The sequence below is a fragment of the Paenibacillus sp. HWE-109 genome (assembly GCF_022163125.1).
GTDB lineage: Bacteria > Bacillota > Bacilli > Paenibacillales > NBRC-103111 > Paenibacillus_E.
Genome location: NZ_CP091881.1, coordinates 3,909,430 through 3,935,163, shown reverse-complemented (window position 1 = coordinate 3,935,163; position 25,734 = coordinate 3,909,430). Strand labels below are relative to the sequence as shown.

At 47.5% G+C, this 25,734-nt stretch carries 18 protein-coding genes; 14 read left to right on the top strand and 4 right to left on the bottom strand.

Annotated elements, in window-relative coordinates; all coding sequences use genetic code 11:
- The first annotated feature begins 29 nt into the window (after positions 1 to 29).
- The 5 genes from LOZ80_RS16775 to LOZ80_RS16755 are packed head-to-tail and all read left to right on the top strand — an operon-like array spanning position 30 to position 4,465.
- Positions 30 to 926 carry a carbohydrate ABC transporter permease gene (locus LOZ80_RS16775; RefSeq protein ID WP_238172441.1) on the top strand — a complete coding sequence of 299 codons (897 nt, stop codon included), beginning with the start codon at positions 30 to 32 and terminating at the stop codon, positions 924 to 926.
- A 9-nt stretch (positions 927 to 935) separates the two neighbouring features.
- Positions 936 to 1,829 (top strand): carbohydrate ABC transporter permease, encoded by an 894-nt coding sequence (locus LOZ80_RS16770; RefSeq protein ID WP_238172440.1) that lies wholly within the window; start codon positions 936 to 938, stop codon positions 1,827 to 1,829.
- Between the two features lie 38 nt (positions 1,830 to 1,867).
- A complete protein-coding gene (locus LOZ80_RS16765; RefSeq protein WP_238172439.1) occupies positions 1,868 to 2,791 on the top strand; it encodes a dihydrodipicolinate synthase family protein in 924 nt (307 codons plus the stop codon).
- Positions 2,792 to 2,793: 2 nt separating this feature from the next.
- Positions 2,794 to 3,480: an N-acetylmannosamine-6-phosphate 2-epimerase gene (locus LOZ80_RS16760; protein ID WP_238172438.1), complete on the top strand. Its 687-nt coding sequence runs from the start codon at positions 2,794 to 2,796 to the stop codon at positions 3,478 to 3,480.
- A 13-nt stretch (positions 3,481 to 3,493) separates the two neighbouring features.
- Positions 3,494 to 4,465, top strand: coding sequence for an ROK family protein (locus LOZ80_RS16755; protein WP_238172437.1), 972 nt, complete (start codon positions 3,494 to 3,496; stop codon positions 4,463 to 4,465).
- A 68-nt stretch (positions 4,466 to 4,533) separates the two neighbouring features.
- Here LOZ80_RS16755 and LOZ80_RS16750 read toward each other — a convergent pair whose 3' ends face one another.
- The gene (locus LOZ80_RS16750) at positions 4,534 to 4,947 is read right to left on the bottom strand and encodes a phage lytic cycle repressor MrpR family protein (protein ID WP_238172436.1); all 414 of its coding nucleotides are present in this window, start codon (positions 4,945 to 4,947) and stop codon (positions 4,534 to 4,536) included.
- Positions 4,948 to 5,232: 285 nt separating this feature from the next.
- On the opposite strand from LOZ80_RS16750, the gene LOZ80_RS16745 reads away from it, so the two are divergent.
- From LOZ80_RS16745 to LOZ80_RS16725, 5 genes are all read left to right on the top strand, one after another.
- Positions 5,233 to 6,078, top strand: a complete 846-nt coding sequence (locus LOZ80_RS16745) for a helix-turn-helix domain-containing protein (RefSeq protein WP_238172435.1) — start codon at positions 5,233 to 5,235, stop codon at positions 6,076 to 6,078.
- A 111-nt stretch (positions 6,079 to 6,189) separates the two neighbouring features.
- Positions 6,190 to 7,992, top strand: coding sequence for a CBM96 family carbohydrate-binding protein (locus LOZ80_RS16740; protein ID WP_238172434.1), 1,803 nt, complete (start codon positions 6,190 to 6,192; stop codon positions 7,990 to 7,992).
- 123 nt (positions 7,993 to 8,115) lie between these two features.
- Positions 8,116 to 8,961 carry an SDR family oxidoreductase gene (locus tag LOZ80_RS16735; protein ID WP_238172433.1) on the top strand — a complete coding sequence of 282 codons (846 nt, stop codon included), beginning with the start codon at positions 8,116 to 8,118 and terminating at the stop codon, positions 8,959 to 8,961.
- Between the two features lie 39 nt (positions 8,962 to 9,000).
- On the top strand, positions 9,001 to 9,510 hold the full coding sequence (locus LOZ80_RS16730) for a hypothetical protein (protein ID WP_238172432.1): 510 nt from the start codon (positions 9,001 to 9,003) through the stop codon (positions 9,508 to 9,510).
- Between the two features lie 29 nt (positions 9,511 to 9,539).
- Complete coding sequence (locus LOZ80_RS16725) at positions 9,540 to 9,899, top strand: VOC family protein (RefSeq protein ID WP_238172431.1); 360 nt, start codon at positions 9,540 to 9,542, stop codon at positions 9,897 to 9,899.
- 202 nt (positions 9,900 to 10,101) lie between these two features.
- Here the strand turns inward: LOZ80_RS16725 and LOZ80_RS16720 are convergent, their stop codons facing one another.
- The 3 genes from LOZ80_RS16720 to LOZ80_RS16710 all read right to left on the bottom strand — a co-directional run bounded on the left by LOZ80_RS16720 (position 10,102) and on the right by LOZ80_RS16710 (position 13,210).
- A complete protein-coding gene (locus LOZ80_RS16720) occupies positions 10,102 to 11,586 on the bottom strand; it encodes an IS1182 family transposase (protein ID WP_238166762.1) in 1,485 nt (494 codons plus the stop codon).
- Between the two features lie 299 nt (positions 11,587 to 11,885).
- Positions 11,886 to 12,197, bottom strand: a complete 312-nt coding sequence (locus LOZ80_RS16715; RefSeq protein WP_238172430.1) for a hypothetical protein — start codon at positions 12,195 to 12,197, stop codon at positions 11,886 to 11,888.
- Positions 12,182 to 13,210: a LacI family DNA-binding transcriptional regulator gene (locus LOZ80_RS16710; RefSeq protein WP_238172429.1), complete on the bottom strand. Its 1,029-nt coding sequence runs from the start codon at positions 13,208 to 13,210 to the stop codon at positions 12,182 to 12,184. The genes LOZ80_RS16715 and LOZ80_RS16710 overlap by 16 nt, the downstream gene beginning before the upstream one ends.
- A gap of 125 nt (positions 13,211 to 13,335) precedes the next feature.
- Here LOZ80_RS16710 and fucU point away from each other — a divergent pair, with 125 nt between their 5' ends.
- The 4 genes from fucU (at position 13,336) to LOZ80_RS16690 (ending at position 24,398) form a co-directional block, all read left to right on the top strand.
- Positions 13,336 to 13,755, top strand: coding sequence for an L-fucose mutarotase (gene fucU / locus LOZ80_RS16705; RefSeq protein WP_238172428.1), 420 nt, complete (start codon positions 13,336 to 13,338; stop codon positions 13,753 to 13,755).
- Positions 13,756 to 13,863: 108 nt separating this feature from the next.
- Entirely contained in the window at positions 13,864 to 14,427 is a 564-nt protein-coding gene (locus LOZ80_RS39520; protein ID WP_443147036.1) for a class II aldolase/adducin family protein, read from the top strand.
- Between the two features lie 113 nt (positions 14,428 to 14,540).
- Positions 14,541 to 15,230: an MIP/aquaporin family protein gene (locus tag LOZ80_RS16695; RefSeq protein WP_238172427.1), complete on the top strand. Its 690-nt coding sequence runs from the start codon at positions 14,541 to 14,543 to the stop codon at positions 15,228 to 15,230.
- Positions 15,231 to 17,858: 2,628 nt separating this feature from the next.
- A complete protein-coding gene (locus LOZ80_RS16690) occupies positions 17,859 to 24,398 on the top strand; it encodes an S-layer homology domain-containing protein (RefSeq protein ID WP_238172426.1) in 6,540 nt (2,179 codons plus the stop codon).
- The last annotated feature ends 1,336 nt before the right edge of the window (positions 24,399 to 25,734 follow it).

Here is a 25,734-nt window from a genome sequence, read left to right as displayed (position 1 = left end):
CATTAAACGAAAGAAATGGGGAGAAGGAAATGGAAGCAGCGGTTAGCAAATCAAGAAAATTCGTCATACGCGACTGGCTGATGAGCTATATCTTTTTACTTCCGGCGTTTGGATTTTTTCTGGTTTTTGTCGCATATCCGATGCTAAGAGGGATCTATATTAGTTTTTTTGATTATTCATTGCGGAATTTTGATTTTATCGGATTCGATAATTATGTTTCCTTATTTCACAACGAAACATTTCTGAAATCGATGCGCAATACGATACTGCTGGTCGTTATCGCTGTGCCGATCGTCATCGTTTTTTCTATCTTTGTAGCTGTTAATATTTACAAAATGAAAGAGTTCTCCCGCTCCTTTTTCCGTGGCGTGTTTTATTTGCCCGCTGTCTCCTCCGTCGTTAGTATTACGGTAGTGTGGGGCTGGATCTATCATCCCAACTACGGAATTCTCAATTATCTGACTGGTATGCTAGGCTTTGAGCCGATATCTTGGCTGGGTGACACAAGAACAGCTCTATTAGCGATTATCGCCGTTCTAATCACAACATCCGTAGGTCAGCCTATCATCTTGTACGTAGCTTCGCTGGGCAACATTCCGACTTCTTATATCGAAGCAGCGGAAATTGACCGTGCGACGCCGTGGCAAATTTTCCTCAAAATCGTATGGCCGATGCTCATGCCGACCAACCTCTATGTGATTGTCATCACGACGATCAATACGTTCCAATGCTTTGCCCTCATTCAATTGCTGACTTCGGGCGGTCCTGTCTACAGTACCTCAACGGTTATGTACGGTGTGTATGAACAAGCATTCCTTCTCGGGCATTTTGGGCTCGCTTCCGCCATGGGCATCCTTCTGGCGATTGTTATCGGAATCATTTCAACGATTCAATTCAAATACTTTGGCAGCGATGTAGAGTACTAGGAGGCCAACATGACATCAAATGCACATTTGCAAAGACAGCCGACAATCATTCGACAAAAGAGTAAATCCAGTTTAAAACGAGAATGGACCCCGATGAAGGTGCTTTCCACCCTTCTTTTACTTATATCAACGCTCGTCTTTATTTTTCCGTTTTATTGGATTGTGACGGGAGCCTTCAAGATTCAAACTGTCGCTACGGCGATTCCGCCGGAATGGTTTCCCTTGAAACCAACCGTCAGCAATTGGCTTGAACTTTTCAAGAACCCCATTTGGCGCTGGACGCTGAATAGTTTCATCATCTCTGTCGTTGAAATGATCGCGGTATGCCTCGTTTCTTCAACAGCAGGGTATGTGCTTGCCAAGAAAGTATTTCCCGGAAGAAAGATCATCTTCACGATGTTCATTGCGGCTATGGCGCTGCCTAAGCAAGTCATCCTGGTTCCGCTCTTTACGATGTTGGCGGATTTCGGCTGGGTCAATACGTATCACGGGCTTATTCTTCCGGCTATCGGTTGGCCTTTCGGCGTGTTTCTGATGAAACAATTCTCGCAAACCATTCCGGGAGAGTTGATTGAAGCGGCGAAAATGGACGGATGCTCGGAAATCCGCTTATTTTCCACCATCATTTTACCATTATTGAAGCCCGCTCTAGGGGCGCTGGCTATCTTCACCTTCATCGCTTCATGGAATGATTATTTCAGTCAACTGATTATGGTTCGCTCCACGTCGATGATGACATTGCCTTTGGGCGTGTCAATGATGACCACGCAAAGTGAATTCATGACGAATTACGGGGTCCTGATGGCAGGCGCTGCGTTAGCTTCTGTACCGATGATTGCGATTTTTCTTATTTTCCAAAAGGCATTTACACAAGGAATCACGATGGGCGCTGTTAAAGGGTAATTGCGGCGTTAAACATGAAATTGGAGGTACTATCAGATATGTACACTTATGATTTGGATAGATTCAAAGGGATCACGATTGCGATGTATTCCTGTTACAACGAGCAAGGGGAGATTGATCAAGCAGCGGCGCGAGCTCTAGCTCGTTATTACGCCAATTCAGGCGTCAAAGGGCTGTATGTTGGCGGAAGTTCAGGCGAAGGCATGCTGCAATCCGTAGCTGAACGTAAACAAATGCTTGAAGCAGTAATCGCAGAAGTGGGCGAAGAACTGACCATTATTGCACATGTTGGCGCTCCTGCAACGCGTGACAGTGTTGAACTAGCCGTGCATGCTGAGCAAGTTGGCGCACATGCCGTATCTGCGGTGCCGGCGATTTATTATCGTTTATCTCCGCAAAGCGTGGAAGCGCATTGGCAAGCCATCGTCGATAGCACATCGTTGCCTTTTATTATTTATCATATTCCACAAACGACGGGCTTTCAGTTATCCAAAAGCCTCCTGAGCACAATGGCTCAGCAAGATAAAGTCATCGGTGTCAAAATATCGGCGGAGAGCACGTTTGAATTACAGCAGTTCAAAGCTGCCGGAGGCAAGGATTTCCTCGTGCTCAACGGTCCTGATGAACAGTACTTAGCTGGGAGAAGCATTGGCGCAGACGGCGGAATCGGTGGGACGTATGGCGTTATGCCGGAACTTTTCCTGAAGATTGAAAGCTGCTATGTGCAAGGCGACATGGCAGAGGCACAGAAATGGCAGTTTATTGTCAATGAACTCATTGTGGAATTATTATCCTTCCCATCTTTATACGGAGCTTGCAAAGCAATATTAAAACTGCGTGGCTATGACAACGGCGAGCCAAGGCTGCCGCTATTGCCTATCGCGAGCAGCGATTTGGAACGCATTCAGGCATTGAATGACCAAATTTTATCCTTTATTTCGCAAGCCAAAGGGATGAAATAATCATGGCCAGTTATCGTGAAATCTTTCCGGCCAAAGGCCTGATTGTATCCTGCCAGGCACTGCCGCATGAGCCGCTTCACGGCGGCGACACGATGGCCAAAATGGCCAGAGCAGCCGTAGGTGTCGGCGCCATCGGGATTCGCACCAATGGTGTAGCTGATATCCTCATGATTAAACAAGAGGTGAACGTGCCTGTCATCGGCCTCATTAAACGAGATATCGAAGGCTCTGAGATTTTTATTACGCCGACTTTGGATGAGGTGAAGGCAATTGTGATGGCTGGCGCAGACATCGTGGCCTTGGATGTAACGAATCGGGAAGGCCGCTTGGCAGCGGTCAAGCCGTTGATTGCTTGGGCGCATGAGATGGGTGTCGCTGTTATGGCCGATATTTCGACCTTCGAAGAGGGTGTGGCAGCGGAGGCATTAGGCGTTGATTATATCGGCACGACATTATCCGGTTATACCTCATATAGTCGGCAAGCGGAAGAGCCTGACTTTGAGCTGATTCGGCAATTAGCCGAAACCGTGAATGTGCCTGTTGTTGCTGAGGGGCGCATTTGGACGCCGGAGGAGGCAGTCAAAGCGATGAACTGCGGAGCAACTTACGTGGTTGTTGGCAGTGCGATCTCTCGGCCCCAGCTAATTACCGAGCGTTATATTCAAGCGTTGAACAAGCTTGAGGGATAGGAAGGGGATAGCGATGGAGTCAACCTTATATGATCCCACTTCCGATTATGCTATTGGCGTAGATATTGGAGGTACCAAAATCAATGCTGGTGTGGTGAACGCCAAAGGTGAAGTGCTCTATAATGTGAGCATGCCTACGGGCGCAGGCCAAGTGAAAACGGTGGATCGTGTTCAGATGACGCTGCAACAATTGTTGACTGAAGTTGAAATTAAGCAGCCGGGTTTGCGCTATAAGGGCATTGGCGTTGGTAGCGCTGGGCAAATTGATTGGCAGAAAGGGCAAGTTCGATCAGCCTCTGACATTATTCCCGGTTATGCTGGAACCCCATTAAGAAACTTACTCAGCCAGCAGTTTGGTCTTCCTACTTTCGTAGATAACGATGTGAATGTACTTGCGATAACAGAGAAGCACTTAGGATCGGGCCGTGGTGCCCAGTATTTCATTTGTCTGGCGCTCGGTACTGGAGTAGGCGGAGCTATCGTTGTTGGCGGGCAGCTCGTTCATGGCAGTTGGGGCGCTGGCGGTGAGCTTGGCCACGTAAGTGTAGACTTCAATGGCGTACCTTGTTTATGCGGAGGAATCGGCTGCCTCGAGCAGTATGCTTCAGGTACGAATATTGCCCGGCGTATGCGCGAGCTGCTGGCGGAGCAGGGAAGTCCTGATGAGCAGGTGGATTCCCGCGAGGTGTTTAAACGCTGGCATGCGGGAGATAAGCTTGCAACGAAGGTCATGGAGGAAACGATGGCAGCACTAGGGGCTGCCGTGGCTTCATTCATACATATCTTTAATCCCGATTTGATTGTGATCGGCGGCGGAGTTGCGGAAGCAGGAGATCGTCTAATGAATGGCGTCCGAAGCGAGGCAATTCGCAGAACAATGCCATCCATGCGCGAAGGTGTTCGCATGGAGCTGGCTTATCATGGCAATTGGAGCGGCATGATCGGTGCTGCTCTGCAGGTGTGGGAATATCCATCCCCAGCCTGATCACAACGAAGGCTATCCCTTTCTTTCACAAGGAAAGACGGGGATAGCCTTTTTATCTCCATAAATCGCTATACGAGAGCGAGATGTTTGACTTCCAATTTAACAGTCGTTAAATACGTCAGTTCGGGTGTGGAGAAGACAACGGCTAATCGGCGAAGCCGCATGTAAATGGTTCTCAACCGAACAGAATCCATTTCGGTAATCAAACTGCGGTTAGCCACGAAATCACGGATGCCAACCTTGATGAGATCATCGCTTTCACGCAAATCGGTCGTCATATGTTTGGCAGGATGTTCGTCATAGTTCACGATATACTTGGTTTGATCCAAGGCAAGCTGGAACAATTCCACACATCTTTTTGATATCTGTATTTGCTTTCTGGCCCCCAAAGAATCGGTCACGGTCAACAACTGCTTAGCTGCATCCAAAGCGCTTTTTTTCAAATAAACGATGTCATGCGCTTCAATTCCTTCAACAAGCAATCGAATAATAATAGCATCTTGCGGATTCAGGCAGTGTGCCTCAATTGAATGGATTTTTTCTAATGTAAGAATACGAAATCAGCTTCCCTTCACGTGGTCATGTGGATGTTTCTGCAAAACTTTCATCTCGCTTTCAGCAATAAGCAACTATAGAAGATATGCGGGTTGGGAAGGGGTTATGCCACATTATTGGAAAAACACAGATGATCCTTGGATTTCTACAATTATTTCTTGCCTTCCTATGATATTGTTTTCCAAACAATTCCATGTCTGGAGGGATAGCTAGTGAAGTTAAGCACAAACGTAGATGTCAGGAAAGAGCCCTTTCACTTGAACCATCATAAAGCAAGCCCGAAACCAATATGGGAAATTCATCATGCTCATTCATGCATGGAGTTCCTCTATGTGTATGAAGGGAGTGGCCAGGTGGAAGTGAATAAGCAGCTCTTTGATATCCAGCCAGGCACGTTGCTTGTATTTCAACCCTTTCAGATGCATCGTATTGTCGTACAGGGACCCTTCGTCCGTTCTGTGCTAATGTTTGATCCCTATTTGCTGGATGCTGGACTGACGCCTTTTAACGGAATGCGCAAATGGCTGCACATTTTATGGAAGCAGCCCTTGCGGAGCCAAGTCGTGCAGCAAATGCTCGGCATCGTTGGACCGCTGGAGCGATTGCATCAGAAGCTGACCCAATTACCTGTATCGAGACATCAGGAGTCGTTTATTTTGTGTTTGTTAGCGATTCTGCAACTGCTGGAGCCTTACGAAAACGAACTGTACAACAGGATGCTGAGCAAGCCTAGCCCGCGTTATTCTCATACGGCTTTGCAAATGATTGATTGGATTGAGCTTCACTATAAGGAGAAGTTTGATTTGACTCAAATGTCGGAGGATTTGCACTTGTCTACCTTCTATTTGTCACATGTATTTCGGGAATCCACGGGAAGCACGATTACGGAATTTATTATTTCCCGGAGACTTAAGGAAGCTTGTTTGCTTCTCGAAACTACGACCAAAACAGCGGGCTTCATCGCACAAGAGGTTGGTTTTCTGAATGCTTCTTATTTCTGTCGTGTTTTTAAATCTATTCTCGGGATGACTCCCATAGCCTATCGGCTTCAGGTGTGAAAGACCGCAACACAATGCAAATTCTGAACAATAGACTGGTACATGGAAGTGAATGGATCTCTTATACTTATCATTGTAAGCGCAATCAAAAAAGACGAGAGGATGATAATTATGTTTAAGCCTTTGAAGCGTCTGAGCAGCAAAGTGTGGACGATAGGGTTGATTTCAACGTTAATGGTGACGACTTTGCCGGTTCTTGCAGGAGCTGCTGCGACCTCGATGCTTAGTCCTTCGGACGATACCTACGTCTACCAGAGCAATCCATCAACAAATTTTGGAACAGCGACATCGCTTTTTGTGAAAAATGATGCCTCCGCCAGCCGATATGCTTTTCTCAAATTTGATCTGGCGGGCATAAGCGGTGTGACAAGCGCAAAATTACGCGTGTATGGAAGTGCCTCCTCAACGACAGTCCTTTCCGCCTATCAGACGACGGATAGCTGGACGCAGTCCGGACTGATCTGGACGAATAAACCAGCAGTTGGCAGCTCGGCAGGAAGTGTCTCGATCAATACAACCAACACGTATAATGAAATTGATGTGACCTCTTACGTGGCCGCTGAAGCTGGAAGCGATCATACGGTTTCATTTGCCCTGCAGGAAAGTGTTGGGAAATACACGACGCTAAACAGCAAGGAGAATGCGGTTAATAAACCGCAATTGGTTGTTGTCAGCGGAGGAGGAAGTCCGGGAGATACGCAGTCACCAACTGCGCCGACAGGTGTAACGGGAACAGCCGCATCGAGCAGTCAAATTAATATCAACTGGAACGCTTCTACGGACAATGTGGCTGTGACAGGGTATGAGGTGTATCGGAACGGCACGTTGATCACAAGTGTTGCCGGCATTTCCGCCATGGATACAGGGTTATCATCTTCCACCACATACAGTTACTATATCAAAGCGAAGGATGCCGCAGGCAATGCTTCCGCACAAAGCAGCACCATCACAGCCACGACGTTGGCAGGGTCAACGCCAAATGGCTGCACGAATGCACTGAATTCCACTACGGCTATTCAAAATGCAATGAAAAATGCTTCCGCCGGCACGGTCATTTCGATTGCTCCAGGTACTTATTATGGGGATCGCGCAACAAGTGGGGATCCAGGTGGACAGGGGCTGTTTTTCTCCGACAAAAACGGTACTGCTGCCAGTCCGATCATTCTGAAAAGCTGCGATGCTGCCAATCCTGCTGTACTCAAAGGGGCAGGTGTCAACGATGGTTCCTATGGCATTCATCTCACGGGAGATTATTGGCAATTGCGTGATATGGATGTGAATACAGCTCAAAAAGGGATTATTATCGATAATGGCAATAGGAATCTGCTGAATAATGTAAAAGTCCACAATGTGGGGGACGAAGGTGTTCATTTCCGTGATGGAAGCTCCTATAATACGTTGGAGTACTCCCTTATTTATGACACAGGAAAATATCAAGCAGGCTATGGCGAAGGCGCTTATGTCGGGTCGGATTCGAGCTCCAATTATGAACATGTCGTCACAGGCAATGTGATTAGCCATACGAATTTCAATGGTGGTATAACAGCTGAGCATATTGATGTCAAAGAAGGCGCAAGTGGTACGATTATCGAGTATTGTACTTTTAACGGTACTGGCATCAGTGGCGCGAACAGCGCAGACAGCTTCATTGATGTAAAAGGTGTCAATACGATAGTTCGTTATAATCAAGGCTACCGCAACGGAAATACGAATGTCGTAGATGCGTTTCAGGTTAGGACACACGGGACGGATTACGTAACGGGCACAAACAACTCCTTTGATCATAATACAGTTAATTTGGATAACTCCGCGGGGTACGTTGTTTATGCCACAAGCGCAGCAACAGGTACGACAGCCCAGAATGATACCCGAACAGGCGGCGGGAATCTTTACAATTCAAATGTGAATAAATAAGCAGTGAATAGGAGGAGCCCGTTCTTGGGCTTCTTTTCTTTGTATTTAAACGTTCTCTCTATATCGACATTCTGTAATGAATATGGGATTATGAAGGAAAGCGCGAGGAACTAGGGGGCAATTATGCATAAAAATACAAAACCAACTGCCTTGGTGACAGGAGCTTCAAGTGGGTTTGGGCTGCTTACTGCCATCACATTAGCGCAGAAAGGGTTCCAGGTAATCGCCTCTATGCGTGATCTGGGCAAAAAAGATCAGTTGCTTGAACGTGCCAAGCAGGCAGGTGTTCAAAGTGAATTAGATGTGGTAGCGCTGGATGTCACGAAACACGACTCGATTGAACAAGCGGTTTCTGCTATCATAAGTAAGTATGGAAGAATCGATGTGCTTATTAACAATGCAGGCTTTGCTGTTGGCGGTTATGTGGAAGATGTGCCGATGCATGCTTGGAGAGCGCAGTTGGAGACGAATGTGTTCGGCAGCATAGCCGCATCGCAGGCTGTGCTTCCCCATATGCGCAAGCAGCAATCAGGATGCATCGTTAATGTGAGCAGTGTAAGCGGGCTGTCCGCTTTTCCGGGCTATGCGCCATACAGCACATCGAAATTTGCAATCGAGGGTTTTAGTGAGTCACTTCGCTTGGAGATGAAGCCTTTTGGCGTACGGGTCGTGCTTGTCGAACCTGGAGCTTATAACACGGATATATGGCGAAAAGGGTTCGAGTCCATTCACACGACAGAGGAGTCCCCTTACTGGCTAAGGCTAAGCAAGATGCTGGACTACTCGCATAAAGTCTCGGCCTCAGCGCCTGATCCCCAAGAAGTAGCTGACAAGATCGCCTGGATCGTGGACAATCCACGTCCCAAGCTGCGCTATGCCATTGGTCGCGGAGTCAAGGCGGGGCTTTGGGCAAGGCAGCTTTTGCCATGGAAGTGGTATGAAGGCGTGCTCACTCGATTATTGAAATGAAGACAAGCAAAAGTGTTATTAACCTGAGGAGTGAAATGGATGTCTCGCAAGTGGGAACGAATGGTCAGCAAAAATGCTAAAAAAATTAACAAAGATCGATCCAAAAAAGGGATAGCTCCGATTTCAACAGACCCTGATCGAGCTGTAGTATTCAAGGGGAGAAGTATTATTTTGGCCGCATTTTTCGTCTTGGTTTCGCTCTTTCTATTAGCAACTTTAACGAAAACAGACGGTGACAAAATGTATTGGTACACGACTTGCAGCTACTTGATCGTTGGCTTGTTTATTTATTTCGTGCGACGTCCTTATTTGAAAGTCAGTAAGACAAGCCTTTCGAAGCGCGGGCTGGCGAGAGAACTTATCTTGACACCCGAGAATATTAAAGAAATCGTTTATTCCAAGGGACAAGTTATCATTGATCTGAATGGTAAATCACCGCGCTGGGTATATACGCAAATGCTGAATCGTTTTGATGTAGCGGCGATGGCGCAACGGTTGAAGAAGTTTGCTGAGCAGAATCAGGTTGCTTTTGTAGATAAAACGGTTTAATAATAACGGGCCTATAAAGGAGATCCTCTATGAAGGTTAAACGCATTGTGACCAATGTGCATACGCATGATATTGCTGCTGCCAAACGTTTCTATCAAGATATTCTTGGGCTTGATATCCAGATGGATCATGGCTGGATTGCGACATACGGCTCTTCGGAGGAAATGAATATCCAGATCAGTTTTGCTTCTCAGGGTGGCTCCGATACGGCGACACCGGATCTTTCTATTGAAGTAGATGATGTTGATACTGCTTTAGAGCGCATGGTGAATGCGGGATTCTCGATTGAATACGGACCGGTTGATGAAGTATGGGGCGTTCGGCGATTCTACGTGAGGGATCCATTTGGGCAACTTGTTAACATTTTGGCTCATGTGACAGTGGAGTAATTTCTGGAGAAAAATAGGAGTCTTTCGGGGCTTCTATTTGCTTCAAAAGTAGTGATTGAATGCTGATAAAAGTCTCTAGGAGTCTGTCCGACGAAAAGAATTAAAAGAGCACTCCATCGTGAAACTGAACGATGAGTGCTCTTTATGTGTAGCTTTGTAGCTTTTCCCTATTCAATCTGGTTTTTCCGTAGCCTACTCCCTCTCATCCAGCCACTCTTTGTTTACGGGCAGACCTCTCCCGTTTGTACAAAGTGGCTGGTTTGGGATACTTCGCCGCATGCAATTTGCGGATGTTGTGGCTTAGAGAGAGCAGTATGAACTCCCCAGATACTTTATCCTCGCCCCGCAAATGGAATTGACGAAATCCTTGAACCTCCTTCAACTGCCCCCATATCGGTTCAACGATCGCCTTACGCATTCGGTAAACGGCTGTTCCCTCATCACTTTGCACTTTCGTTCGCATTTCCTCTCGCAGGGGATCATGCTCGCTACGTGTGATGGAACGCTTCCCTGTTTTACTTTTTACACACTCGTCTCGAAAAGGACATTCGCTACAGACGCTGCATTCATAAACCCAAGTCGTTGGCTTATCTGCATCATTCGCATGCACGGTTCGTTTCCGTGTAAGCTCTTTGCCAGCAGGGCAGAGATAATAATCTAGCTCAGGTACATAAGTGAAGTTGGTCTTGTCGTAGGCATTATTCTTTTTTTTGTTTTCGCGATCGGCAGCAATGTAGGCATCCACTTCAGCCTCCAGCGCCGCTGCAATGTTGGACGCACTAAAATACCCTGCATCAGCACTCAGCTTCTGAGGCCTATCTCCTGTCATTGTTTTCATGGAATGAAGCACGTTTTCAAACTGCTGTTGATCGGTTGTTTGGTTACTCATTTGAAGTCCAACGATGAAGCCATGATCGCTGTCTACGGCAATTTGTGGATTGTAGCCTTGAATGACACCTTGGTTCCGCGTGCTCATGATGCGAGAGTCGGCATCGGTAAAATTAAATTGATCGCTCTGAGGAGATTCGGCCTGTTCCGCTGGCCGCTGTTCTTCCAAATTCTCCAGCGCAGATTTTATTTGCGCGATGCGGGCATAGCGTTCCTCCAACGATAGGGAAGGACTCGTCGGATGGGGTTCCTCCAACATTTCCTCGGTAGCAGAATACTCCAATGCTTGCCGGACTTCGTCTTCCAATTGAACGAGGCGTTTTTGCATACGCTCACGTGACATCGATTTATGTTTAGAGGCGCTTGCCTTTATTTTAGAACCGTCAATGCTCACATGCCCGAGCGAGATATAGCCCAGTTCCATAGCGATTTGTATGACTTGTTTGAATAAACCTGGAAGGGTATCCAGGTGGTTCTTCCGAAAGTCACTCAGCGTACGAAAATCTGGCAGGTATCCGCCACATAACCAGCGAAAAGGAATGCTTTCTTTCGTAGCTATTTGAAGTTTCCTAGACGTGAAGACGCCTGTCGCATACCCATAGAACCACAGTTTGAGCAGCATGGCAGGATGATAGGCTTCTTCTCCACGCTTGGAGTATTTGTTAGTAATGGCAGATAGGTCTAACTGCTCGACGATGTCGCTGACAAGTCTAACTTCATGATCATCTGTTACCCACTCGCTTAAATAGATAGGTAGAAGTTCACCTTGCTCTGTGGTATATGCTTTGAATTTAGCCATGCCTACGACACATCCTTTTACAGTCTTACTACTACTTATTCGGAATTGTTTGACTAATTCCTGTTTCGTCGGACAGACTCCTAGAGACTCTTAAACAAGAAATCATAGAAGAAAATGTCCTTCCCTGAGCAAATAAGGGTCTCCAGAAGCTTCTATTCACGTAAAATGAGGCGCTGAAAGGCAAATAAGAGCCTTTGGAGCATCCTATGTATGGGTGAGCAACAACGAGGCTGTCCAATCAAGGTAGTAACCTTGGGTGGACAGCCTTTTGGCGTTTTCTATCGGCAAATATGTAGCGGTTAATCATACTTGTCATCATCTGTTCGCTCAACATTATCGATGATCAATTCAGCCTCGGTTTCGAAATTCAAATGCAGCGGAGCGGGAAGCAGGTCGAGGATTTCTTGCACCATTTCCAAGCCCATCAAGGCTTCTAAGGTTTCGGGTTTCGAATCTAACCCGAGCACCCATGCGCGGAAGACATCGATAAATACGTAAAACGAGGATTGGAATTGATCGGCAACCGCTTCTTGCTCATCACTTTGGTAAGCGGTCATTGCTTGCCAATTGGCTAGCGTTGTTTGCAGGGCTTGTTCTACGTTTGGATCCATGGCTCCTCCTTCAGGGGTTGTGTCGATGTCCGAATTAGCAATTCGGAGGGGAAGATTATTTTGCGAATCTCTTGTGCCGGGTCCCCTTCAATCCGATCGATCAGCAGCTGCATGCCAAGCAAACCGAATTGGTAAGCCGGCTGCGACGCCACGGTTAAGAACGGATTAATGGCGCCGGCGGGGCCAAAATCGTCAAAGCAGACGACTGATAAATCGCCTGGCACTTGAAGCCCGCGCTGGCGCAGCGATTGAATAATGCCAACTGCGAGCATATTATTGGCCGCGAAGATAGCTGTTGGCGGATTTTCGTGAGACAGCAGCGCATCCAAGGCCGATTCATCGTGGAAATCGCGATAATTCAGATGCACGACTAAGGAATCCTCGATAGGGATGCCGCTCAGCAAATGAGCTTCGCGATAGCCAGTGTAACGCAGCCTTGCTGTGGATACATCAGGTGAACCATTGATTAGAGCGATCCGGCGGTGACCTAGGGCGATCAAATGGTCAACGAGCTTTCTGGCGCCTTCTTTGCTGTCTCCGAGAACGAGATCAGCTTCGATACCGGGAATTTCCCGATCCAGCACGACGAAAGGAATCTGATGCTTCTGCAACTGCTGCAGATTCTCTAGCGACTGATCTCCGGTCGGAGCGAAGAGGACTCCGTCGACACGCGTGGACAGAATCATATCCACATAATCTTTTTCTTTCGTGTAATCCTCGTCACTATTGGCAAAAAGCAGGCGGTAGCCGGCACGTAGCGCTGCATCCTCGGCACCGCGGGCAAGCGTGGTATAGAAAGGATTCGTAATATCCGTAATCAGCAGGGAGAGAATATTCGTCTTCTGCAGGACTAGACTGCGCGCCATAGAGTTCGGGATATAGTGAAGGTCTTCCATCACTTTGCGCACTCGTTTGCGGGTGGCTTCGCTGATGCGACCTGTGTTATTGATAACTCGTGAGACCGTCATGGCGGACACGCCGGCTTTTGCAGCTATATCATAAATTGTAATCATGATCTGTTCACCTTTACATCTCTTTCTATTTGTCTATTGTATAGAAAATAAGGATTGACAGCAAGGCTTAAAGTTGTTAGTTTTGAGTTATCGATAACACAACATATAACAAGGAGGTTTTGAATATGCTGAAAGGGATACCGTCCATCTTGTCGCCGGAGTTATTGAAGGTGCTGATGGAAATGGGACATGGGGATGAGCTGATTATTGCCGATGGCAATTTCCCTGCTGCAAGCCATGCGAATCGTTTGCTGCGCTGCGATGGGCATGGAGTACCAGAATTGTTGGAAGCGGTTTTATCCTTATATCCACTCGATACTTATAGTGAACAGCCTGTTGCTTTAATGGCTGTTGTTCCTGGAGATCAAGTTGAAACTCCGATTTGGAAGATGTATGAAGATCTGATTAGCAAGCACACCGCGCCTGCGATTGAATATGTGGAACGGTTCGCCTTCTATGAACGTGCCAAGAAAGCCTATGCAATTGTAGCTACGAGCGAGAAGGCGCTATATGCCAATGTTATTTTAAGAAAAGGTGTAATTTAGGCTCAATTGAATTATCGATAACTCTATTAATTTAATTTGGCAAGCGGATTTTCACTGTTAGAACAGGAAAATCCCTGATTTAAGGAGGATGAAGCAAGATGGCGAACAGTGATTACAGATGGAAGCAAGAGTTTCCTAAGATTGGCCTACCGTCCTTCCTCAGAAGTGCTTATGCATTTGTTTTGCTATCGCGTTAATCCAGCTATGAAAGCAATCGTACACACGCATCCGGCTTATTGCATTGCTCTAACGTTAGTTGATGATGAGCTTCCAATGCTGTTCCCGGATCAAGCCGCACTGGTCGGTGATGTAGCATTTGTACCGTATGTAGTTCCAACAACAGACAAACTTGCTAACCTCGTTGCCGAAAAAGCAGATCGGTACAGCTCGATTTTGCTCAAAAATCACGGGCTAGATTCAAGGTTTGGAAAGCGAAGCTTACCGTGTCAATTTATTGCAGCAAATGAAATAATCAGTCTTGCACCAGCTCTTATCGGCGACGATGGGAGCTTTTTTGTGTTTGAACGGATAAAGTGGGACGGGTATCCTCCAGTGCGCTGGTCAGGAGAGGGGCGTGGGTCCAACTTCGTGTTCGTGGCAAATAAGGCAGCGGCAGGTGCTTATTTGTTGGAAATGCTCCTTTTCTGGATGTTCATTAATTGTTCAGTTTAATTAAGTAGAGTGAATTCGAGGAAAAAAATGTCATTTGTCTAATCGAACGGCATATACTATTTCCTGGTTCATGTTCAAGTAGTGGAAACAATAAAAATTAGAGGAGGTTTACTTTGAATTCATCATTAAAGAAGTACACAGCAGAATTGTTGGGAACGTTTATTCTCGTGCTATTCGGGTGCGGCTCAGCTGCTACAGCTGGAGGGAATCTTGGTTACTTGGGGATTGCGTTTGCCTTCGGGTTATCGATTGTGGCTTTAGCTTATGTGATTGGCCCGATTTCGGGGTGTCACATTAATCCAGCCGTCTCCTTCGCTATGCTGCTTACCCGGAAGCTGTCTGGTAAGGATTTTATTGGTTATGTCATCTCGCAGCTTGTTGGTGGTTTTGCAGGGGCCGGGCTTCTGTACGGGATTATTCATTCAACAGGCAAATCTGTGACTAATCTGGGGCAAAATGGTTTTGGCGCGGGATACGGAATCGGAATTACCGATTTGATGGCCATCGTGGTGGAAATTGTGTTAACGTTTGTATTTATTTATACGATTCTGGGCGTTACTTCTTCCGCTAGCACTAGTGCGATTGCAGGACTTGTGATTGGTTTGACGCTTACTTTTGTACATATTCTCGGCATTGGCTTAACAGGAACATCGGTTAATCCAGCGAGAAGTCTTGGACCTGCGATAATCTTGGGCGGCACGGCTTTTAGTCAGGTGTGGGTATTCATTCTTGCGCCATTGATCGGTGCGGCACTTGCTGCCGGAGCCTATAAATGGTTAAACAGTGGTGTGAAAAACAGTTGAGTTAGCAAGGAGCGAAGAAGAGGGGCTGCCCTAAAGCATGAGGCATGCCCCTCCCTCTAACGAACTCCCCAACCGTTATTTGATCAAAATCGCTCGTTCTGAAAATCTAACGAATCCCCGAAGTGCTATTCCATCCAAATGATCTCCATTCCGCCTAAAATCTACTTGATAACGCCAACTCAGTTCATTAGATTTTCAAAGTAGCCATTTTCCCCTGTATAAGCATCATACAGTTCATTAGAAATATAGATGAGTTGGCGACGACTCGGCAGATTAATTGTGCGGGGAAGTGGCGCTGGGCGGAATGGAGGTTTGGTGTGTTGTCGTGCTGTGCTGTGGTGTCGGTGGCCACGGGAACTCGGAGACCGGTAGGCTAAGAACTGCCTGGAACTGCCTGGAACTGCCTGGAACTGCCTGGAACTGCCTGGAACTGCCTGGAACTGCCTGCAACTGCCTAGAACTGCCCAGAACAGCCTGTTAACGCTGTTATCCAACTTGCTGCTACCTCTCTAGCCACAGATATTGAAGCTGTCGTTTAAGTCAATGAACCATGAGGCAAGTCCCTCTAACGAACTCCCCAACCGTTATTTGATCAAAATCACTCGTTCTGAAAATCTAACTAATCCCCGAAGTGTTATTCCATCCAAATGATCTCCATTCCGCCTAAAATCTACTTGATAACGCCAACTCAGTTCATTAGATTTTCAAAGTAGCCATTTTCCCCTGTATAAGCATCATACAGTTCATTAAAAATACAGATGAGTTGGCGACGACTCAGCAGATTAATTGTGCGGGGAAGTGGCGCTGGGTGGAATGGAGGTTTGGTGTGTTGTCGTGCTGTGCTGTGCTGTGGTGACGGTGGCCACGGGAACTCGGAGACCCGAATGTACTCGGAGGCCGGTAGGCTAAGAACTGCCCAGAACTGCCCGGAACTGCCCGGAACTGCCCAGATCCGCCTGTTAACGTTGTTATCCAACTTGCTGTTACCTCTCTAGCCACAGATATTGAGGCCGTCGTATAAGTCAATGAACCATGAGGCAAGTCCCTCTAACGAACTCCACAACCGTTATTTGATCAAAATCGCTCGTTCTGAGAATCTAACGAATCCCCGAAGTGTTATTCCATCCAAATGATCTCCATTCCGCCTAAAATCTACTTGATAACGCCAACTCAGTTCATTAGATTTTCAAAGTAGCCATTTTCCCCTGTTTAAGCATCATACAGTTCATTAGAAATACAGATGAGCAGGCGACGACTCGGCAGATTAATTGTGCGGGGAAGTGGTGCTGGGCGGCATGGAAGTTTGGTGTGTTGTCGTGCTGTGCTGTGGTGACGGTGGCCACGGGAACTCGGAGACCCGAATGTACTCGGAGGTCGGTAGGCTAAGAACTGCCCGGAACTGCCCAGATCCGCCTAGATCCGCCCAGAACTGCCTGTTAACGCTGTTATCCAACTTGCTGCTACCTCTCTAGCCACAGATATTGAGGCCGTCGTATAAGTCAATGAACCATGAGGCAAGTCCCTCTATCGAACTCCACAACCGTTATTTGATCAAAATCGCTCGTTTTGAAAATCTAACGAATCCCCGAAGTGTTATTCCATCCAAATGATCTCCATTCCGCCTGAATACTACTCGATAACGTTAAATGAGTTCATTATTTCTTCAAAGTAGCCATTTTCCCCTGTATAAGCATCATACAGTTCATTAGAATTGCAGATGAGTTGGCTACGACTCAGCAGATTAATTGTGCGGGGAAGTGGCGCTGGGCGGCATGGAGGTTTGGTGTGTTGTCGTGCTGTGCTGTGGTGACGGTGGCCACGGGAACTCGGAGACCCGAATGTACTCGGAGGCCGGTAGGCTCAGAACTGCCTAGAACTTCCCATAAATGCTCAGAACTGCCTATATCCGCCCAGAACTGCCTAGAACTGCCCAGATCCGCCTGTTAACGCTGTTATCCAACTTGCTGCTACCTCTCTAGCCACAGATATTGAGGCCGTCGTATAAGTCAATGAACCATGAGGCAAGTCCCTCTAACGAACTCCACAACCGTTATTTGATCAAAATCGCTCGTTCTGAAAATCTAACGAATCCCTGAAGTGTTATTCCATCCAAATGATCTCCATTCCGCCTGAATTTTACTCGATAACGCCAACTCAGTTCATTAGATTTTCAAAGTAGCCATTTTCCCCTGTATAAGCATCATACAGTTCATTAGAAATACAGATGAGTTGGCGACGACTCAGCAGATTAATTGTGCGGGGAAGTGGCGCTGGGCGGCATGGAGGTTCAACGGTGTCCTGGCGCGAGCGCTTCTCAGCGACCCGGAGTTTCGGAGGTGCCCAGTGCCCGGAAGGCCCGATTGTTCTCAGTGTTGTCGTGCTGCGGGTGTAACCGTGGTACAGGTTGTCTCCGGAGGCCTAGTCCAGGCTCAGCACAACCCAGCACAACCCGCAAAGCTGTCATCCAGAGCCGCAGCCTCTTTAACCACTTTTGGTTTTGCCATCGTAGTGAAAGCAGTAAAGTTGAACATCATTTCCATAATATTACACATCGTCCTGCTGCAAGCGCCTCCATATACTGGAAGATAGCAACTCATTTTATCTATCCATTGGAGGTATGAAAGGGTTATGTTGAAGTTGAAACGTTTGCTTCTCATTTGGATGGCGATATTGCTCATGCTGCCTTTCCAGAGTCATGCTCACGCGGCGGAAGGGCCTGCTCGGAATGAAACAGGGGCTCTTGGTTCATCAGGTGGGGCGACAACTTATGTGAAAATAAAAAATAAATGGCAGAGCAATTATTTGTATGAAGACAGCGAAGGCGTGATTCGTTACGGGGTGACGAGTTTAGCGGATCAAAGCGCTCATTGGGTTATTGAAGATGTGCCTGGTAACAGCAGTTACAAACGGATTCAAAATCGTTCGACAGGTCATTATATTGTGATGGGAAATTCACCTGTCAGAAGAGATGCACTTCGCAGCGCAGCCGTATCCGTGAGCACAGCAGCTGATCAGTGGCAGTTCCGTAACGGGACTAGCGACCGATTTATCACGATGAGGAGTGTAACAGATCTTACGCAGGATTTTTTTATTCATGAAGAAGATCAGCTCGGATTTGCGCAAGTCAGCAGTGATATTAACGCGGCATTCGATAGTCCCCAGTGGCAGCTTGAACCGGTTACGGACGAGGTGCCTGTGAGAATTTCCAACTTGTACAGAGAAGGGCAATACCTGCTTGAGGATCAGGAAGGTACTATTAAATTTGCCAAGCTGCCCATGGAGGACAGAAGCAGCTACTGGATTGTGGAGCAAGTTCAGGATGGCGAAAGCGGCACGCGAATCGTCAGGTTGAGAAATCAGCAAACGGGACATTACATAACGCAAGGCACGCTATGGGCACCGATTAAAGGTCTTCCTTTGACCAACACGACTAAAAACCAATGGATAATGGCTCAGGGAACGTCGGAGGGCTTGCTGACCTTCAGTAATGTTTATGCCAAAGGAACCGATCGCATCCCCGGTGATACCGATGAGATTGATGCCGGCAGCCAAACTTATGTGTTGAACACACAATTCGAAGATACATCAGCGCGTTCGAACAATTGGTCTGTTCTGGACCGTGCCAACGCGCAGTGGCGCATCGAGCTGGTATCGGAGAACAAGCCCGTTCGTATTGCGAATTATACGTTGGAACAAGTGAGTGATAAATACCTTTTCGAAGAGCAAGGCATTGTGAAATACGGCGCTTTGGCAGCAGGAACCGTTACAGGCGCAGTGTACCAATGGGTTGTGGAAGATTTCAACGGAAAGAAGCGTATCCGCAATGTAGGCACCGGTCATTACATGACGGAAGCGAACGCTGCACTGCCTGGCAGTCCTTTGCAGAGCTTGGATGGCGCAAGCGGATTGGCGGTCGGTCAATGGTCCATAGCGGCGTCCAAACAATATGATGACTATGCGACGGTACAGAGTGCAGTTTATGCGAATAGTTATTTGCATGTCATGAATGGTCTTGGATTCGCGCAGTCCAGTCCAGTGAACCCGGATGCTGATGCCGCACAGTGGCTTTTCGAAGACCCATCGGTCATCGCTGGAGTTGAGCAGTTCGTGCAAATAACAAATGCCTGGAATTCCCTGACTTTATTCGAAGATCAAGATGGAAATTTGAAATACGGCAATGTCCAAGAGGACGATCAGCGCGCGCATTGGGTGATTGAGAAGTTCGCTGGACGCAAGCGGATCAAGAATCGGGCCACAGGCCATTTTATCAATATGGAACATCCGGTGAATGGTCATTTGCGGGTGACACCTGTAGAGGATGGCTGGAAGAGCGCGATTTGGGTCATTGAAACGATCAATGGAAATACGAAGCAGATTCACAGTGTAAGTGATCTAAATCAAGATCCCAATCATCAGAAATTTATCAATGTGCAAAATGTAATCAAATATGCGGAATACAGTGAAATCCCCGCTGCCTGGCAAAGCAAAAATTGGCGTTTCGTACCGGTCTCAGAGGGAGTTCCGAAACCAGTTCGCTTTAAAAATAAAGCAACAAATCAGTACCTCTATGAAGATGGCAATCATTCGCTTAAATACGGGGATAAACCCGCTAACAATCTAGCTTCCCTGTGGTTCCTGAATCCATCGCAGAATGACGCAACTTATAAATACTTGGTAAATGCCCAGACTGGATACGGGGTTACATTGGAAAATGTGGTTCCACATATTGACCAAGATTCGCCGCCTGACGCTTTGATTACTTATCAAACGATAGCGACTAATTGGGCAAGCGCGAATTGGAGTATTGAGCAGTCCAGTGTTCCTGGTTATGTAACTTTCAAAAGCGGATGGACGAAAGCCCATTACATCTATGCAGATGTGAACACGCAGGACTTCAAAGTAAGTAAAGTGAAGGGCAATGAGGATAGCGCCTTATTTGCTGTAGAAACCGTAACCTTGCCGCCACAGCTCCCAATCGGGCAGAAACGGATTAAGAATGTAGACAATGGGAAATATCTCTACGAAAACAACAGAGGGATTGTGATGTACGGCTCTCCTGCTGTGAACGATGGCTATTCATACTGGATCATCGAGTCTGCTAATGGGGTGCAGCGTTTCAAAAATGCGGTAACAGGTCACTATATGACCATGAATACAGCCTATGAATTCATTGCTTCCCAAGCCAGCGGCGACGTTCAAGCCTCGCAATGGATTATTGAAGACATCGCCGGAGCAGGCAAGTTCTGGATTCGCAGCAACAATGGGGCTTTCAGTGATGAGTATTTAAATGTGGTAAACAACGCAGGGTACCCGGAAAGAGGATTATTCGCCCGCAATGCCGGCGGCAATGAGAAGAAGCTGCAATGGATGTTCGAGGAGGCTAAACTGCCGTTCATTGTGCCGGATCAATCGGAGGTTCGCAATGACAACACAGCCACACCTGTTATCGACGATTCCAATTTTATTCGGATTCGCAATAAAGCGACACATCGACTTATTCAGGAATCACAGGGGGTATTGTCGACCGTTGCAACCGTTGATGGTGAGACATCTGTCAGCACTCAGTGGCTTCTTCAGGACTACAATGGACATAAACTGCTTAAGAACAGAGCAACAGGTCATTTGCTGCAAGCAATAAGCGGCACAGATGGCGTTGTAAGCAGTACCACGGATGTCCCGAATTTGAACAATCAATGGGTTGTAGACGATTTTCTTGGCTATAAGCAGATTAGAAATACTGGCAATGCGCACCATCTATTCGGTGAGGCATCGTCCGTCAAGCATGGCGAAATAGAGGGGCGGCTTGATTCCGCTCAATGGCTTTTTGAGCCCGTAATTGGTGATGCCGTCTATGAGGCTGAGAGTGCTTTTGTTGGCAGTGGCGTTGTGGTGGTAGCGGATGCTGCGTCTTTCGCTGGTACGGGATATCTCGACCAATTCGCGACTGTCGGGGCAAAAGCGATCTTGGCTGTGAATGCGCAAGAAACTGCAACATATCAAGCAACTATTCGGTTTGCAAATCCAACGGCTGCGAATCAAACACTAACGCTTGTGGTCAATGGTTTAAAAATCAAGCAGCTAATCTTGTCCGCGACATCCGGTTGGCAGGATATGGAAGTGGCGCTCCCTTTGCGTGCTGGTTACAACTCCGTTTCATTTGAATTTTTGGTTGGTGACAGCGGTCATGTGCTGCTGGATCGCTTGACTGTGCATAATGCTGTGAACAAACCTTATCGTGGGGCTATTGAACCTTACACGACGTATGAAGCTGAGTTTGCCCGGACAAACGGCAAGTTGATCGGACCATCCCGAGTCTACAGAGAACTCGCAACGGAAGCGTCAGGCCGACAAGCGGTGCAATTGGAGCAAAACGGACAGTTTGTCGAATTTCAATTAGCTCAAAAAGCCAACTCGCTCGTCCTGCGTTATTCGCTTCCCGATAGCGCGGATGGAGCGGGGATGGATGGCAAGCTGGGTCTTTACATCAACAATGTGAAAATAAAAGATTTGGGTTTAACTTCGCGTTATGCGTGGGAGTACGGCAACTATCCGTGGTCCAACGATCCAGGGCAAGGGAGTGCTCATCGCTTTTTTGATGAAATTCATGCTTTAATCGGTCAGGTACAGGCTGGTGACACAATTAAACTCCAGAAAGATGATGGCTCCAGTTTCATTCCCTATGTCATCGACTTGATTGAGATGGAGCAAGCGCCAGAGACGGCATATCCGATGCCAAATGGATTCCTCTCTATAACGGATTATGGCGCCGTAGCGAATGACGGACAGGACGATTCACAAGCCTTGAAGGATGCGATAACTGCTGGCAAGGCGCAGCACAAAGGCGTCTGGATACCTGCTGGTGTATTCAATCTCGCCAATGACCATGGCAGCATTGACGCTGCCCTAAAAGACGGCGAAGCAGATACCACCCAGTTATTCATCTTGGATGACGTTACCATTCGCGGTGCGGGGATGTGGTATACAACGCTGAAGGGCGCTAAGTTTTTCGCCAACGGGAGCCGCATCAGCGTGTATGATTTGACCATTGACGGTGAGCTTAATGTACGTAAGGATGATGCGCATACGAATGCTTTTGAAGGCGCGTTCGGCACCGGATCCACGGTTCAGCATGTCTGGATCGAACACACCAAAACAGGCATGTGGATTGCCAGACCTCAGCTTGCTTATGGGTTAAACAGCAATAACTACACCAATGAGTTCTATGTAGGCGGTTTAAGAATGCGCAATCTTATGGCAGATGGCATTAACTTTAGCACGAATACGAAGAACAGCATGGTGGAGCAGTCCAACGTGCGCTATGCCGGAGACGATGGACTGGCGATGTGGTCCACAGTCATCAAAGGCGCCTATCCGGATGATTTCACGGAAAATAATACATTCCGTTTTGACACTGTACAACTGCCTTGGTTGTCTAATAATATGGTCGTGTTCGGCGGTAAAGATAACAAAATGACAGATAATATTTTGAAAGATACCATTGGCTTAGGCGGCGGTATTGCCGTATCTACACGCTTTAGTCCGCTTACACCGTTCCGTGGAACAACCCGCGTGGAACGCAATACACTCATTCGCACAGGCAGCCGTGATGCAGGGCTGAACAGCAACTTTGGAGCGATTTGGGTCTATGCGGATACGAAAGCGATCGACAGCGATGTACTTATTCAAGACAATGTCATGCTGGATAACACCTACCAGGGCATTTCAATCCAAGGAACATCGCCGGTAAGCAAAGTGCTCTTCAAAAATAATGTGATCGATAAAGCAGGTACGAATGGATTGGAAGCAGCAAGTACGGTAACGGGATCTGTCCAAGTAGACAATGTCATTATTCGTGGTGCCGGAATTCAAGATGTGGCCAATAGTGCGGGGACGAATTTGACCCTTGTGGAAACAGGGAAAGGCTTTTCCAGCACACATCCTGAAACGCCGATCATTCCTAACCAACCGGGTCAAAGCTCTGGAGGTGGCGGATCAATAGCAGCGCCAATTGTCGTGAAGATCGACGACAAAGTGCTAAGTGACGCTATTGCGAATAAGCAACAATTAATCGAGATATCGAGTGGTTCGACCAATGCCACTGTAGAAATCGAAGTGACACTTGCTTCCTTGTTAAAAGCAGCAGCCAAGCTGCCAGGGGCTCATGTTATTTTCAAGCATTTGGATGTGAGTTACGAACTGCCTTTAGACATTTCCAAACTGCTAACTGTTGAACAGGTTAATTTGCTGCAATCAGCAGGCGGTATTCTCAGAGTGACGATAGAGAAGGTATCCAAGGAAGAGTTGAACAAGATCAAACAAAGCGCTATTGACCACAAGAGTCAACTGCTTGGCAATCCGGTTCGATTTGAAATAACCCTTGTGAGTGGTGGCCGAGAAATCTCATTGAATTATTTTGGGGATAGCTATGTCACACGTACCATGAAGCTTGAAGGTTCCATCGATGGGGCGACTACAACAGCGGCTATCTATGATCCTGGAAGCGGAGAGTTTCGCTACGTTCCTGCCGTATTCCGCGCGGATAACGGGCAAACGCTGGTTACCATTCACAGCACAAGCAACTCTATCTATGCCGTTATTCAGCAAAAGCGCTCTTTTGCCGATCTTGCCGGTCATTGGGCGCAAAAAGATATTGAGCTGCTTGCTTCGAAGCTAATCGTTAATGGCCAAACAGATGCGCTCTTTGCACCGGATCAGGCGGTTACGAGAGCCGAATTCTCGGCACTTCTAGTTCGTGCTCTTGGCTTGACGGTAAGTTCTGCTGGCAGTTCCCGTTTTGGTGATGTCAAGCCTACGGACTGGTATCATGAGGCCGTCCAATCAGCAGCCCAATTCAGACTTGTCAGCGGGTACGATGACGGCACTTTCCGGCCGAATCAATCCATTTCGCGTGAAGAGATGGCTGTCATGGTAACACGCGCCTGGAAGCTTCGAGAAGGAACGCCTGGAGATTTAGCGTCGCGGGATCTCTCCGCCTACACAGATGCCTGGGCTATCAGCACTTGGGCCAAGGAAGCTTTGGCCCAAGTCGTATCCAGCGGCATTATCCAAGGCAAATCAGCGACCATTCTTGATCCGGGCGCGAATGCCACTCGCGCAGAGGCGACTGTCATTTTGCAGCGTTTGCTGCTGCTTATGAAATTGATGTAATGTGCTTTCGAGTTCGAGTTCGAGTTCGAGTAATCATCCGAATTGAGAGTGAAACGTCGTAATAAGTGATCTACGTTTCCCCAAATGCGGATTCTCGCTGAATTTAACCCGAATAAGGTCTCTACGTTCCGCGAGACTGCGGCACAATGAGAGGAAAGGACCGTCAGGCTTGCCCTGGCGGTCCTTTTTCTATAGCATGCATCATATCTCCCAAGTCCTAAGGGAGTCTTTTTTGTGGTTTGATACGGTAAGTAAGGCGCTGAAAGTGCTTATTTGCATGAATGGCTCCTTTTCTGGATGCAAGCCTGGAGTACTTATTATTGGCTAATGTGCCCTGAATGCGACGTTGTGCTGCAGATAAGCACACCCAACCCAACCCAACCCAGCCCAGCCCAACCCAACCCAGCCCAGCCCAACCCAACCCAGCCCAGCCCAGCCCAACCCAACCCAGCCCAACCCACCCGCAGAAAATCTAGCTGCAGGCTGGGTTTTTCTTTGAAGACGAAGATAAGTGCTTCTCCTCCCCGCCACCAGCGGGGAAAGGAGCATAAGTAGCCAAAAAAGAGCAGAGATACCGGCAAAGCGACGCAAACGAACTGAAAACGAGCTCATTAATCCTAACGAACTGCAAACGCGCTAAATGCGAGAACAGCGAGCTCTTTGACCTAACGAACTGCAAACACGCTAAAAGCGAGAAAATGGCCTCGCAATTTTTCTAACGAACTCAAGCGGTGCTAAAGCGTTACTTAGGAGCGGAAAGATCAGCTTTTGCGTGGTATAGCGTTATTCCAGTTCGTAATTACTTTAAATGAGCCGAATTTGGTCATATAGGGGGTATTGAGTTCATTAGACGCGCCAGACACTAATTCAATAGAGCTTTCGGCACATTTGTCTGAACGCGGGCGCGGACTCCGCCAGCCCAAAAAGAGCAGAGATCCCGCCAAGGCGACGCTAACGAACTGAAAACGAGCTCATTGACCTAACGAACTGCACACACGCTAAAAGCGAGAAAATGGCCTCGCAATTTTTCTAACGAACTCAAGCGGTGCTAAAGCGTTATTTAGGAGCGGAAAGGTCAGCTTTTGCGTGGTATAGCGTTATTCCAGTTCGTAATTACTTTAAATGAGCCGAATTTGGTCATATAGGGGGTATTGAGTTCATTAGGCGTGCCAGACATCCATTCAATAGAGCTTACGGCACATTTGTCTGAACGCGGGCGCGGACTCCGCCAGCCAAAAAAGAGCAGAGATACCGGCAAAGCGACGCTAACGAACTGCAAACGCGCTAAGTGCGAGAACAGCGAGCTCATTGACTTAACGAACTGCAAACACGCTAA